Origin of the sequence: Anaerobacillus sp. MEB173, from assembly GCF_052119505.1 — a bacterium.
Lineage (GTDB): Bacteria > Bacillota > Bacilli > Bacillales > JBJMAU01 > JBJMAU01.
On record NZ_JBJMAU010000001.1, the window covers coordinates 129,113 to 143,001 of the forward strand.

The window sequence follows — 13,889 nt, forward strand, 5'->3', positions numbered from 1 at the left end:
GTCTTTTTGCAGTGTCAGACACTAGAAAAGAATAATAAAATAAGCTAAAATTTATACGAAAACCTTACATAAAAGACGTTGGTGTCTGTCACCGCACGTGGACATTTCCGGTCCTTTTGTCTATTTGCAGTGCCTGACACTAGAGAACTTGAGAAGAATTGAAGGATAGGATGATGTTATTTGTTACATGAGTTTACGATAACGGTGCCATTAGAAGAAGTGGATATGGCGATCGAAAAGCTTAATTTTCATGATTATTACAATTTATATTACGATCAACCGATTGAACCATATACTGAGGAAAACGGCTATGGATTTCATGAGATTCACGACACGAATGTTGATTTGAAAGTCTTTTTGGAAGAGGCAGACAAAGAATCAATCGATGTTGAAAATGTAAGAGGGGAAATCGCAGTTATTTTAGAGGTGAAGACTGAGGAGATATCCTATCAATTTATTGAAGCTCAGGAGTGGCAGCAGCCTTTTCCAGTGATTGATTTAAATAATGGCTGGTTCATCAAGCCTACACAGTCAGAGGAAGACGTTGACGCGAACGGGAACATCATTCATTTTGAGCCGCCAAGAGCATTTGGATCAGGCTTGCATGGGACAACCCAAGATTGCCTCAGAATGATTTTAAGAGAATCGATGGCTGAAAAAAGGGTATTAGACTTAGGAACGGGAGCTGGCCTGTTAAGTATTGCCGCAGCACTCGTTGGGGCAGAAGAGGTAGTGGCTGTTGATATTGAAGATGTCAAGGACGAAGTCATGTATAATGCCCGTTTAAATAACGTTGAAAAATGTATATCAGTGATACAAGGGGATGTATTGAGTTCGTCCTTCAATCTAGATGAAAAGTTTGACTGGATTTTTGCAAATATCGCTGGAAATGAAATCAAAAAGCTGCGACCTTTCATTGATTCCCATCTGGCTTCAAATGGAAATTTGATTGTATCTGGCATGGTTGAGTGGAATTATAAAGAATCATTAGCACCTTATGAAGAAGAAGGCTATACAGTTGAAGAAATTGTTCAATCAGATGAATGGCTTACTGCATACGTGACGAAGAAATAACGTAATATCGTTCTCAATCATAAATAACCCCTTGTTGTCTAGGTAATAGATCAAACAAGGGGTTATATTTTGTCTTCTTGCTGTAAATTCATTGTGTCTTCCCTGCCATTTTCAAGTTATTTTTTTAGACGAGTAATATATCTTTATTATCGTTCTTTGCTTCATTTTCTGCTATTTCTTCAATATAATTTAGGTGCATCGGAGTTTGGTTTGGAACCTTATTGGCCATGATGTTGGTTTTATAATGAGTGACAATGATTTTTTCAGTCATCACATCTGTTTTCCAATCACAACAAATTCTATAGAAGTCTTCATAGTCGATGAGTGACATTATAATTTCCCTCCCTTCACTGTATATAGTTAAGTATGATTGATCCTCCCTTCGAATTCATTATATAACATTTTTAGAAGCTAATTAGGCAAATTCTTGAATATTTTTTGAAAATTCCAAAAATAAATTTCGACATTTCTTTATTGTTGCGGAAAAATAGTAAAATCGCCGTGCTTTATGCATGTTTTGTCCAACGAATGAATAGCTATTAACAAAGTTAGACGTGACAAGCGAAGAATGAACTTTAGGGGGATTCATCATGATTGAAGCAATTCTACGATTTTTTACAAGTGAAGAGCAAGCTCAATCTATTCTATCTAATCCGTTGATCGAATTGATTTTCACGGTGTTATTTGTCACATTTGTAGTTGCTCTCGTCCTTCATTTTGCACTGTTTAATAAGTTGAGAGGAATACGAAATTATATTGGTCAGACAAATTCATTGGATATTGCTCCGTTAAACAGGTTTCAAGAAGAATATGAACAAAAAACGAAGCAGGAAGCGGTGAAGGTCGAGACATTTGTACAAAAAAAGTTCTCAAGCTGGCGTGTGTTCAACGTTCCAGTCGTTAGTTTGATTAAAATGATTCAGATGACGGTCTCTGTCTTTATATTAGTTGGGGTGTTAGGGACATTTATAGGGCTGGCAATGTCTCTTGGCAGTATTGATTCAACAGGGGATCAGCTTGTTGAGAATGTAGCGCTTGTACTTGCTGGGATTGATGTAGCATTTTATACAAGTATCGCCGGGATGGGACTATCGCTCATCATGACGGTCGTGACAAAAATCGCCAATACCGAATATTTATTAACGGATATTATGCTAAAAACAGAGTCCTATTTAGAAGAGAACGAACAAGACCCGATGACTCGCCTAATTGATGTATCGGAAACGATTAATTCCTCGATTGTTCAGCTGAGGGAAAGCAATCAGGAATCGCTGCAAAATATCGTTCAGTCGTTTCAAGGGTTCCAAGAGTATACGGTGGGCTTGCAACAATCAGCAAAAGATTTGTCGAAGTTTAATGAAGGCTTAACAGAAAACCTTAATCATTTTTCAGTGATTTTTAACAGTATTAAAGAATTAACAGAAGGCTTTGATAAAGGGGTTAGTAAGCTTAATAAAAATTTTGACCACTTATTCTCTTATTTTTATAAAATGGATCAGCGAAACGAACGAATGACTGCCGCTTTTACGGAAACGTATAAAAAAGTAGATGAATTAGCAAAATCTCAGACTGAAACATTGAATCAGTTTCAGGGCTCAGTTATCGAATTAAAAGACTTTTTTAACTCGGTTTCTGAACGGCAGGAATCGATTTATGGTGCATTTGAGCGGACAACGGCCCAAAGCGAGCAGCTTGTGACGTTAATGAAGGAAAACAATCAACAATTTGAACGAATTTTCGGTTCTGATGTAAGCTCAAAGCTTACTGGCATAGCAACACATTTACGAGCATTGAAGAATGACTTTGACCGACTTGGCAATTCGATCGTTCGACTGCCTGAGGCGTTAGAAATGATTCACATTGCTCAAGGAGAATATAAAAGCCTTCTATCGGGGCGTCTTGATGAGTTGAAGGAATTTAATCATGAGTTTAATACCCATATAAAAAATCATGCCGCAGAATCACATGCATTTGAAAGACATGTACAAGATGCGTCACGTTCTTTTGAGCAAGCCGGGATGAAAAATCAGCAATTGCTTCAGGAAATCAATCGCACACTCTCACAGATGACAGATTCGTTTCAGCATAGGGAACATCAAATCGAGTCAAGTGTAGGTATACTTAAGGATACTCTGACTAGGTATGTCAGTAATTTAGAGGGAACGCTTGGTGACCGGCTCGATAAAGTTAGCCGTAATATTGGTGAGTATGTCATTCAGATGAATGATGCGATTAAAAAGGAATTTAAACAGATTGGGGAAATGTCAGAAGAGAACCAACAACGCAGTGCCCGTTATATGCATCAAACGGTCAATGAGTTAAACCATGAAATTCAACAGTTAAACCGGCACCTTCAGGCCATATCTCAAGGATTAGTGAGACCAACGACAAGAGTAAGGGTTGGAAGCAATGATTAAAAAATATAGAAAATTATTTCATGGTGAGCAGGAGGAAGGTCATTTCTGGCCGTCGTTTACGGATTTATTAACAGCGATTTTACTTTGCTTTATCCTCATTTTTATTATTATGATGGTGATAAAATCGTTTCAAATTGAAGAGATGAAAAAGACGATTGATCAAATCATGGGGGTCAGAGTGGATTTAATTCAAGATTTAAATGAAGAATTCAGCGATTCTACACTGAAAGTTGAGATTGATGAGAAAACGGGTGCAATGATCTTTAATACAGATATTTTGTTTGAGTTTAATGATGATGTGTTAAAGCCAGAGGCGTTTCAGTTTTTGGATGAGTTTGTCCCTGCCTATTTGAATGTGTTACTTGAAAGCGGTTATGAGGATTATATTTCTGAAATCATTATCGAAGGCCATGCTGACCGCATTGGCAGCTATCTGTACAATCTTGAACTTTCACAGAAACGGGCCTTTAGTGTAGCAGAATATATTCTTAGTCCGGACTTTCCTTATAAGCATATCCAAGAGCATTTACAAGAGAAATTAACAGTAAACGCCAAGTCCTATACCGACGGGCGGACAGATGAAGCAGGGAACTATAGCAATCAAGCATCGAGACGCGTCGAATTTAAGTTTCGCTTAAAAGATGAGGAGATACTAGAGAAAACACGTGAGTTATTAGAGGGATCGTGATGATGTAAACAGAGATAACTTGGATTAGATGTGTGTGGGTGATGAGTTAGGATTCTAAGCGGACATGAGCGCCCTTATCTCTACCAAAAAGGCTCTATTTTAAAATTAAGCGGACATCAGGTACGTTATTCAACCAAAAATCAGTAGAAATCCACTGTTTTAGAGGAAATAAAGTACCTCATGTCCGCGAGCGTTTAAAACAGGCATATGTTAATAAAATAGCGTACCAAATGTCCACTTTGGTCTTGCTATTCTACTTAACCCCTATTCAACTCTGGAGATAGGGGCTATTTAATGTACAAAACGAACATTGATTTCAACAATCTCAGACCTGCTTCCAATTCGAAATGGAGGTCCCCAAATGCCAAAGCCTGAGGAAACAATCGTGTGGAGTTGCTCTTTCTGCAGGTGCCCGTGATGATTTTCATACATTGATTTTGTAATTAAATTTGCTGGAAACAATTGACCTTTGTGCGTATGCCCAGAGACCATCAAGTCCACGCCGGCAGCGGCAACTTCGTCATATTGTCTCGGTTGATGATCGATTAAAAAGACTGGCATGTCCTGATTTAGATCTATGGTGAGATCAGCAATGTTCTCTCTGTCACGAACCGAATAATCCTTTCGACCAACGATGTAAAAAAGGTCTTCTACACTCGTTACCTCATCAACTAATACATCTACATTTATGTCATTCATTTCGTCCATGAAGATTGGAATATCACCGCCATAATACTCATGATTTCCTAACACGGCATATACACCCATCGGGGCATGTAATCCAGAAAGAATTTCTCCCATATTATGTTTCAAGTACGGTTCGATACTATTGTCAATCACATCACCAGCTAAAAAGATGATATCTGGTTCAACTTCATTTGAGAGATTGATCAACTTGTTTAAAAAACGGTTGCCGATCGTTTCGCTTAAATGAATATCAGAAATTAACAGGACTTTTAACTCATCAAGCTCTGTCTCTTTTTCGATTTCGATATCGTAACTCACGACAACAGGGTTCCACATATTGTAAGAACCATAGATAAAAACGAACAAATAAAAGGAAAGAACGCCAAATCCTAACCACTTTATCGCTCTTTTTTTCGTCAAAAAGTAAATCAAATTCATAACAGGAAAAAGGACAAGTCCATAAGCAAACATCACAAGCCAACCGTATGCGACCCAACTAAGACCAGGAACGACGATCATCCGCGTAAGGAAAAATGAAATTGAAATAAAAAACATGACGAGAAAATATGTTTTTTTATAGCGAAATCCATAGACTTTTTTTAACCATGCCCAGCCATTGTAGGCAACATAAAAGCTTAGAATAAAATAAATGAAAAGAAAAATCATGACTCTAATCGACACAAATTTATACTCCTCTGTAGAAAAATATTTCCTACATACTATCTGACCCGTTGGTCAATGTCAATAAATTTGCAGCAACATGCCAACTTGATCATTGGATAAAGCTCGGGAACAATTTGTGGGTAGTTTTAAAATAATTTAGAAGTTTTTGAAGAATAGGGAGGTTATTGTATCTAAGAAGGGAATGCCTTATTAGTGCAGTCCCTCAAACCACCATATCAGCCGTACAGCATAGTGATGTATTTGAGGAGAGCTGTCACTAGTGAGACATTCCCGTTGAGTATCGTATCAATTGATGTTTGTTGTCTTAGGTGCACGAGTAAAAAAATTAATAATTACGTTGAATTTCCTTAATAACCGAATTCAGTGTTTGTTCTTCGCTTAATAAGTATACTTTAAGACATTTTGATGAGGAGGAGTTTTTTTCATTTTTAATAATTTTAACAAACTCTTCAGTTTTCACTTTATTTTCGACAATACCATTTGTTTCTTTTAGAAAAACAATTTTTCTCCATTCTACCTTTTCATAGAGAATGATAAGATCAGGGTTTTGTAAACCATGGCTAAGCTCTTCTGACTCCAAAATTTCCTTGACCATAAATTGCTTTTCTTTTAACGCTTCCTCAGTTCCTTTGTGTGCTACCACTTCTGTAATTAACAACAATACTCATCCTTTCAAAATGTTTTCATCGTAATTTTTTTCTGATTGTAAAATAGTAACAATCACTGAACGATGTTTATATTAACTCACTATGTACAATGATTCAATGCCTTTTTTTCGACTTCATTTTTTGGAAATTGTCGATAATATAATGTTACTCATCTCACTTTTAATAATAAATTAGGGAGGAAGTCGATCTACATGTCCATTAAAGCCTTTGAGAATGCGGTTTAAATAGGGGATGACGTATTTATTGTGGGGGTTGAAAATGTGTAATAGGAATATTAGTTCATGAAAGTTTTGTCGTTGTAAATGCTTACATTGTAGAAATTATTTATAAAAAAAGTTTTGCACATATAAAAAGACTTGCAAAATAATAATGGATCATATAAAATTCAATACAACAAATAAAAATTCTAGCGATAGACTTCTTATCCAGAGTGGTGGAGGGACTGGCCCTTTGAAACCCGGCAACCATTAAATCAATGATTGATTTAAACGGTGCTAATTCCTGCAAGGTTTGTAACCTTGGGAGATGAGAGGATCGTATACATATACGATAACCTCTCTACTATTTAGAGAGGTTTTTCTTATGGAAGGAAGCTTTATCGCTCAAAAAAAGGAGCGAGAATAAATGGAAAAAGCAGTATTTGGAGCAGGTTGTTTTTGGGGTGTTGAAGCATTTTTTGAAGGGATTCGCGGAGTGGAAGAAACAAGAGTAGGGTATACAGGCGGACATGTTGAGAGTCCATCATACGAGGAAGTAAAAACAGGGACAACAGGACATGCTGAGGCTATCGAGATTTGGTACAATCCGTGGAAAATTTCGTACGAAGAGCTAGTCATAAAATTTTTTGAATGCCACAATCCGACTACAATGAACCGTCAAGGTATCGATGTAGGAACGCAATATCGTTCTGTTATTTTCTTTCAAAACCTTCAACAACTAGAAGTAGCAGCGAGGATAAAATCTAAGCTAAATCAGAAAAGCAGTAAAAAAATCGTGACTGAAATTTCTCCAGCAAAAGAGTTTTATCAAGCAGAAGAATATCATCAGAAGTATTTCCAAAAAAACGGAACGCTAGCTTGCGGAATTTAATAATAGATAGAGTATAGGATGCCTTGAAACAAAGCAAAATCCCCTCGAAAATATAGATGTTGCCGCATCTATGTTTTGTAACAATCGAGGAGAGATTTACTTTGAGGTATCCTTTTTTTAATTGTCCAGCTCCAGCACCTGCGCTTTTCCGGCAATTGGACACTAATCTATCAATATGGTAAATTCAAGCAGAAAAGTAGAAATCTTAAATGACAGAACTGAATTTCATCATCAGTACACTCTATCGCTTTTTGAAATATCGTTTTGTCGAAATTGGTCTATTAATCAATTTGGGGGAGAACTATGAACAAGAAATGGTATTTAACCGTAATTGCAATTGTGCTTATTTCAATCATAACAGCATGTACAAATCATAGTGAGGAAGAGACTGAATATGATGTGGAAGCACCAGCAAACGGCACCGAAGAAGAAAAAACAGCTGAGCAAGATCATCGGAAAGAGCAGGATACAGTACCTGTAACAGAAAGTGAACAGGAACCCGCCCTACCAATTACATTCTCATTTGCAGGGGATACGATGGCTGCCGGGAAAGTCGCTCCTTACATAGAAGAGTATGGCTATCAATATTCGTGGGAACAGGCAAAACCATATCTTGAGGAAAGTGACATTGCCATGGTTAACCTTGAAACAGCTGTAAGTGAAAAAGGGGTAGCTTCAAATAAAAGTTATGCGTTTCAAAGTCATCCTAACCTTATCAAAGGAATGAAATGGGCAGGAGTTGATCTTGTTACTGTCGCCAATAATCATAGTTTGGATTACGGAATTGAGGCATTTACGGATACATTACATCACCTTACTGAGGAAGGGATTGTCTATGTAGGTGGTGGAATGAACGAAGCTGAAGCATACAGGGCAAAACAAGTGACAGTCAGAGGAAAGACGATTTCTTTTCTAGGGTTTAGTTCAGTGTTACCAGCAGTTTCTTGGTATGCCGGAGAGAATCAGCCTGGTTTAGCAAGTGGTTATCAAGTCGAGCGAGTATATGATGTTGCTTCACAAGCAGTTCATGCATCTGACATAACGATAGTTTATATGCATTGGGGTGAAGAGTTAGCGGACTATCCTCGTACGTCTGACAGGGAAATGGCTCATACATTGATCGACTTAGGCGTCGATTTGGTAATTGGTGCTCATCCTCATGTGTTGCAAGGGCTTGAATATTATAATGGGAAGCTGATTGCCTACAGTTTAGGTAATTTTATTTTTACAACAAGTTCAGTAGAGACTGCCAGACAAAGTGCAGTCTTGCAAGTAGCAATTGATGAAGAAGGTGCACAGTCGGCAAAAGTGTACCCAATGACTATTGACCAAGGTGCAGTTTGGCAAGCTGATGAACAAGAAACTAAAGTCATCATGCAGCGACTTTCCTCCTTATCAGAAGGCGGGACATGGACGGAACATGGTGAGTTTTTGCCTATTGTGCATTGATCCGTGATGGCTAATCCTTTTTGACTTAGAATGATTCAACTTGCATACAAATAGAGAAAAGAGACCATGAGGAAAGGTACTGAATTGTATGAATGAGGAGTTACTACAAAACGAAGATGCTTACTATAAGCTTGCTGAGGAGAAGGCAACGAAATATTACAAAGCGCTTTATGCTCAAGTCATTGACAAGAGTTATATCGAAACATTAACAATCGATTTCAAATCATGGGAAAAAGAGCATATCCGCCGTCGTTCATTGTTTTCATTGTTGTCACGACGAAATGAAAAACAGGACTCTAAAACGTACTACAGTTACATCAAATGGTTGAATGTCACTGGGAAGTTGGATCGGTATTTGGAACGGAGTATCTCCTATATTTTTATGCGTGATCTAGGAAAGGATTTGGGAACACCTGCTACACAGGAGAGGATTACTCGGGCAGTTAATAAACTAAAGCATCACCTTATTTCAGCAATAGCCAGTGAAAAAAACGAATCATACAGCATTGCTTCGCTGTACCGATTTGCTCAAAAAGAAAGGCTTGAATCGACGATGATTTGGCTCATGAGCAAATTAAAAACTGTTGCTTCTCGCCTTCCAGAAGGGATGGATGCCGAAGATGCCCAGCGAAAACTTATCAAAATTATTGCCGGTGTCTTGATGCATGAACTAGAAGAAATGGATGAGGGAACTTCTTCACAAAAACGCACACAGAAGCTTGAAACAGCAATTCGACTTGGCTATGCATATGGAATCACGTATCCATTCATTGATGATCTTCTTGATGCGAACGTTCTATCTCATGATGAGAAAAAGCAATATTCTACTTTCATCCGTTCCACACTGCTTACTGGTTCGGTCCGAGAACTTGGATATTGGACAGGAACTAACAAGGATTTAATGATATATATCCATTCAGAGCTGCGTGATGCCTTTGAATATATTACTGCTTGTCAAAGTCCGGAGTCGCGGAACCATTTTTACGAGCAAGCGTATGTATTTTTTCAATCTCAAGAGGTTGACCGAGATAAGAATCTAGCAAATTCTCATTATAGTAATGAAGAGATTTACATACCAAGTATTTTAAAGTCGGCATCCTCACGCTTAATTGTCCGGTCTTTGATTAATGCTCCTGAGGATGAGGACATTGACAGCCGAACATTTTATTACGGCCTATACAATCAGCTGGCCGATGATTTTACGGATATGTTTGATGACTTGAAAGAAGAACGAGTCACACCGTATACGTATTACTTAAAATATTCTACTGTGCGTAATGATCTGATCAATCCGTTTGAATTATATTGGGCGGTAATCTCCCACTTGATTCATCATGTCTATCATTCTGATGATATGACACGTGAAGTTATCCTGGATCGGGCGATAAACGGTTTAAAACGTTGCTTGGAACGACTTGGAGCTTCAAAATACTACGAAATCATGCAGTTATTTACTGGTCAAATGCCATCTTTCAACTCTCTCATCCAGCATATGGTACATAAAGCAGTTGATGTTGATTTTTTCGATAAGCTGCTTAGAGACCACGTCATTACAATTTTGAGAAATGAAAAGATGGAGAGGGAGCAATTTTTCGAGACTGTCGAAACGGTACGATTTCAAATTAACAGCACACTAGCGATTCCAAAGCATTCTAGTAGCCTGGACTTGCAAGAGCCTATTACAGATGCAGCAAATTACAGCCTTGAAGGGGACGGTAAGCGACTAAGACCAATAATGACTTGGATGATGGCGGTTAATGAATATGGCTTTGATCAGGAAGCAGTCGTACCTCTATTAAAATCGTTGGAATATATGCATACAGCATCACTCATATATGATGACTTGCCATCTCAGGATAATGCTTCAATTCGAAGAGGCCGACCAACTTTACACAACATATATAATGTGGCAACAGCTGAACTTACTGGTCTTTTTCTCACTCAGAAGGCTGTCGAGGAACAAGCTTCCCTTCATCAATTTGATGCAAAATCGGTACTCCGCTTAATTCAATATTCAACCCGAAGAACGGCGGACATGTGCAAAGGCCAGCTCATGGACTTAGATTCGAAAGGGAAACGATTGACGCTTGAGGAATTGAATATCATGTGTTTTTACAAAACAGGAATCGGATTTGAAGCTTCCCTTGTTATGCCAGCGATTCTTGCCAATACTAATGATACAGAAATTAAAGCGTTGAAAGCTTTTGCACATCATGCCGGCATTGCCTTTCAAATTAAAGATGACCTGTTAGATGTTGAAGGCGATGTTCTTTTACTCGGGAAAACGCCTGGAAAGGATGGAGAGAACAATAATTCAACATTTGTTTCGATCCTAGGAGTCGAAGGTGCCAAAAAGGCGATGTGGGACCATTACTGTTCTGCGATTGAAGCGCTGCAAAAAGTCCCGCGCAGGACTGCCTTCTTAAAGCATGTAATGAATTATATCGTGAATCGGGATCATTAATGGTCTGACATAGTGAAGAAGCTCAGATAAAAGTCTGAGCTTTTTTAAAATTAAGTACATACTAAAAATGATATAGAGGAATATATTGATTCGGAGGCTAATATGAATACAGACGATTACTTATTAAATCTAATTGAAAGAATGCTCGATCGTACTCTTGAAGATGTTCCTGAGGCTGGTGGTTCGATGTATGTTGTTTCGGATCAGGCTTACAAGGAAGCAGCTACATTAGCAAACCCAAAATTCATTCAACCTTTACAACAAATCATTGAACAATATTCTTCAAATAAAGCACAAGACAAGGCCGTCAGAAGAAAGTCTTATTATATCCTTGAGCAGCTTGCGATCAATACAGATCACCGAGAAATCTTTGACTATTTTGCAGACCGCTTAGCTAAGGAAACGGATAAAGATATATTGGGTGATGGTTTACTTTTTTATCTAAATCGAAATGAATACATCCCCAATCTGAGCAAAATCGTAGTATTGGTTGAAGATAACCGTTGGCAAGTGAGAGATATGGTAATCAAAATGTTAGGTAACTATCCGAAAGAAGAGGTAGAGTCTCTTTTACTCGACAAATTAAAAAATGCCAAAGATCAATATGAAATCAGCGCACTGTTGGGATCATTAAGAAAAATTCATTCTACTAACGTTTTAGAAATGATCGAAACGTTTTTACATCATGAAAAAGGCGATGTTCGATCATCAGCGCTAGCCACTGTTAAAGTCGTAGGCGGAAAGAAATTCTTGCCGATCTATATTCAGGCATTAAAGGACAGGTCCCGTGATGTGAAATTAAATGCGTTATATGCGGTTCTTGAGCATGGTGACGAAAGTGTCATCGGGATTTTAATCGAACGGCTAAAAACAATTGTGAAGACAAAGCGTAAACTTAAGCCCGGAACAGTTAAAGGTTCGGACGTTGTAAACATTCTGCAATTTATACTGCAGTTTAAAAACAATAAAGAGGTAGCTACTGCACTGGATTGGATCGTAAAAAATAAATGGAACCACCTTTTTGAAAATGAACAAGAATGGATTAAATCTAATACTTAATCGTCGCCACAATCAAGTCTAATTCACGTAATAGCCACACATTTCGTACAATTCGTATGCTATAATCTAATTAGAAAGAGATAATAAAAACAAACAAAAGTTAACACTGTAGGAGGCTCAACCATCAACGTTGGTTCCGTTATTGGAAAAATAAGTAACGTCAAACCAATGAGAGCTAAGAGTCGTTAGTAGGTGAAAACCTGGCAAATCTAATGACAATTAGTACGGGGCAAAAAGTCCATGGATGAATGAGCAATAAAGATCTACAATGAGCAACTTGTAGTATCAATTAATTGTATCGTGAAGTATGGAACTGTAATTTCAAGTAAGAGTGAAAAATCAAAACTGAAAGAAATTATTAAAAAACTTACGGAACGAGCAAGCATCACCAGCCAAAGTTATACGATAAATCAAAAATATCAAAAAATGAATCGTGATCGAACAAAAGCAAAGCAGTAAAATAGGTGATGTAATGAATGGTTGAGTCTCCTAAGGTGTTAACGAATAAAATCTAGCTAACTGTAGCTAGATTTTTTTTGCTTTAAAATACGGATCATGTTATGTTTGCAAGGTAATTACAGTGTAATTATGTTAAACTAAGTATGAATGAAAAAGTGCGTATATTCAGATATGTTTGCTTTTTTTTAGTAAAAAGTAGATGAGATGAGCATGGGAGGAGTCAGTTAAGTTGTTAACAAATCATTTAGATTTTCGATTAGAAGCTAAAATTAAAGAGATCTACGAGGAACACAAAGTTCGCTCTGCAAAAATAGATTGGGGTTATTATGAATTTTTACCGTGGGATAAAGCCCAAGATTTTCGAAGAGTACCATGGGATGAGAGCCAGGTGACGCTCCCTCGTGGCGTGGTTACTGCTGTTGAAACAGCTTTATTAACTGAAGTAAATTTGCCTTGGTTTACTTCTCATTTGGAACAAACCTTTAAAGGGAGTCTGTCTGTCATCACGGATTTTGTACATACGTGGACAGCAGAAGAAGATCAACATTCCAATCTACTTGAAAACTATTTAATTATTACTCGTAATGTTGATCCGAAGCGACTACATGAAATTCACAAACAAACGGTAGAAGGTGGCTGGTCGCCTAATTTCCATACGCCATTTGAAACAATGGTCTATACAACACTGCAAGAGCTTGCAACAATGGTCTTTTATAACAATGTAGCCAAGGTTGCTGCTGAACATGACAATGATTTATCAACACTGTTGCGAAGGTTGGCAAAAGACGAAATCCTACATTATGCATTTTACCGAGATGTCGTAAAATTTCATTTGCAACTAGAACCGAATTATTGTTATTACTTAGGCTATGTTATCAAGAACTTCCAAATGCCTGGAACTGTCATGCCTGATTTTGAAGATCGAATGAGCATAATCGCCAAAGAAGCAAATTATGGTCCCCTCGAGTATTTTGACCAAGTTTTAGATGTGATTGTCGACTATTGGGAGCTAGAAAAGCTTAGACCGATTGCTCCGGAAGCTGAGAAGGCCCGTGTAGACATTATTAAATATCGCGACAGATTGAAAAGAGTAAGAGACCGATTAGCAAAAAATAAATAGAAAGAAAACAAGGACAAGCTGCTTATGCTTG

Annotated in this window: 11 protein-coding genes and 1 riboswitch; of the genes, 8 read left to right on the top strand and 3 right to left on the bottom strand. The window is 37.7% G+C overall.

Translation table 11 applies throughout. The features are described from left to right. Window positions 1-180 precede the first annotated feature (180 nt). The gene (locus ACJ2A9_RS00605; protein WP_441419663.1) at window positions 181-1,074 is read left to right on the top strand and encodes a 50S ribosomal protein L11 methyltransferase; all 894 of its coding nucleotides are present in this window, start codon (window positions 181-183) and stop codon (window positions 1,072-1,074) included. Between the two features lie 124 nt (window positions 1,075-1,198). Here ACJ2A9_RS00605 and ACJ2A9_RS00610 read toward each other — a convergent pair whose 3' ends face one another. Further along, window positions 1,199-1,405 carry a hypothetical protein gene (locus ACJ2A9_RS00610; RefSeq protein WP_441419664.1) on the bottom strand — a complete coding sequence of 69 codons (207 nt, stop codon included), beginning with the start codon at window positions 1,403-1,405 and terminating at the stop codon, window positions 1,199-1,201. Between the two features lie 259 nt (window positions 1,406-1,664). Here ACJ2A9_RS00610 and ACJ2A9_RS00615 point away from each other — a divergent pair, with 259 nt between their 5' ends. Both ACJ2A9_RS00615 and ACJ2A9_RS00620 read left to right on the top strand, forming a co-directional pair. Beyond that, on the top strand, window positions 1,665-3,491 hold the full coding sequence (locus tag ACJ2A9_RS00615) for a MotA/TolQ/ExbB proton channel family protein (protein WP_441419665.1): 1,827 nt from the start codon (window positions 1,665-1,667) through the stop codon (window positions 3,489-3,491). After that, complete coding sequence (locus tag ACJ2A9_RS00620) at window positions 3,484-4,179, top strand: OmpA family protein (RefSeq protein WP_441419666.1); 696 nt, start codon at window positions 3,484-3,486, stop codon at window positions 4,177-4,179. Before ACJ2A9_RS00615 ends, ACJ2A9_RS00620 begins: the two co-directional genes overlap by 8 nt. Window positions 4,180-4,470: 291 nt before the next feature. Here the strand turns inward: ACJ2A9_RS00620 and ACJ2A9_RS00625 are convergent, their stop codons facing one another. Together ACJ2A9_RS00625 and ACJ2A9_RS00630 are read right to left on the bottom strand one after the other, a co-directional pair. After that, window positions 4,471-5,547 (bottom strand): metallophosphoesterase, encoded by a 1,077-nt coding sequence (locus ACJ2A9_RS00625; RefSeq protein ID WP_441419667.1) that lies wholly within the window; start codon window positions 5,545-5,547, stop codon window positions 4,471-4,473. 328 nt (window positions 5,548-5,875) lie between these two features. Continuing rightward, the gene (locus ACJ2A9_RS00630) at window positions 5,876-6,208 is read right to left on the bottom strand and encodes a hypothetical protein (RefSeq protein ID WP_441419668.1); all 333 of its coding nucleotides are present in this window, start codon (window positions 6,206-6,208) and stop codon (window positions 5,876-5,878) included. Between the two features lie 428 nt (window positions 6,209-6,636). Next, a riboswitch (SAM riboswitch) is annotated at window positions 6,637-6,750 on the top strand. A 92-nt stretch (window positions 6,751-6,842) separates the two neighbouring features. Here ACJ2A9_RS00630 and msrA point away from each other — a divergent pair. The 5 genes from msrA (at window position 6,843) to ACJ2A9_RS00655 (ending at window position 13,858) form a co-directional block, all read left to right on the top strand. Further along, entirely contained in the window at window positions 6,843-7,307 is a 465-nt protein-coding gene (gene msrA / locus ACJ2A9_RS00635) for a peptide-methionine (S)-S-oxide reductase MsrA (protein WP_441419669.1), read from the top strand. 303 nt (window positions 7,308-7,610) lie between these two features. After that, window positions 7,611-8,756, top strand: a complete 1,146-nt coding sequence (locus tag ACJ2A9_RS00640) for a CapA family protein (RefSeq protein WP_441419670.1) — start codon at window positions 7,611-7,613, stop codon at window positions 8,754-8,756. Window positions 8,757-8,844: 88 nt separating this feature from the next. After that, window positions 8,845-11,220: a polyprenyl synthetase family protein gene (locus ACJ2A9_RS00645; RefSeq protein WP_441419671.1), complete on the top strand. Its 2,376-nt coding sequence runs from the start codon at window positions 8,845-8,847 to the stop codon at window positions 11,218-11,220. 102 nt (window positions 11,221-11,322) lie between these two features. After that, window positions 11,323-12,279, top strand: a complete 957-nt coding sequence (locus ACJ2A9_RS00650) for a HEAT repeat domain-containing protein (protein ID WP_441419672.1) — start codon at window positions 11,323-11,325, stop codon at window positions 12,277-12,279. A 688-nt stretch (window positions 12,280-12,967) separates the two neighbouring features. Beyond that, window positions 12,968-13,858, top strand: a complete 891-nt coding sequence (locus tag ACJ2A9_RS00655) for an acyl-ACP desaturase (protein WP_441419673.1) — start codon at window positions 12,968-12,970, stop codon at window positions 13,856-13,858. The last annotated feature ends 31 nt before the right edge of the window (window positions 13,859-13,889 follow it).